This is a genomic window from Pseudoalteromonas sp. S1650 (genome assembly GCF_005887195.1).
GTDB classification, from domain to species: domain Bacteria; phylum Pseudomonadota; class Gammaproteobacteria; order Enterobacterales; family Alteromonadaceae; genus Pseudoalteromonas; species Pseudoalteromonas simplex.
In genome coordinates this window covers 1-265 of sequence record NZ_PNDF01000286.1, presented here as the reverse complement: position 1 = coordinate 265, position 265 = coordinate 1, and the positions used below count along the sequence as shown (strand labels likewise).

Sequence of the window (265 nt, the reverse complement as noted above, 5' to 3'; positions counted from 1 at the left end):
TTTGCTTTTACGTTGCACAGGCATGCTAGCCGGGCCGCCTGAGCCCGGGCCGCCGTTCTGCTTTCGCAAGTGATCTAATAACGTCGACTTTTCAGACTCAGGTACCATATCACCTGCTATTTTAGAAATACCGGCTTGTTCTAGCTGCTGTAGTAATTTATCAACTGTGGTACCAATATCTCCGGCTAGTTTTTGAACATTTTCTTCTGCCATAGTGTGTACTACATCCGTTAATAAATTACACGTCTGCGATCCAACAAATGTT

Annotated in this window: 1 protein-coding gene; it reads right to left on the bottom strand. The window is 44.5% G+C overall.

The features are described from left to right. Positions 1 to 213, bottom strand: a 213-nt coding sequence (locus tag CWB80_RS22400) for a translation initiation factor IF-2 N-terminal domain-containing protein (protein WP_138686331.1), incomplete at its 3' end; no start/stop codon positions are given. Positions 214 to 265 lie beyond the last annotated feature (52 nt).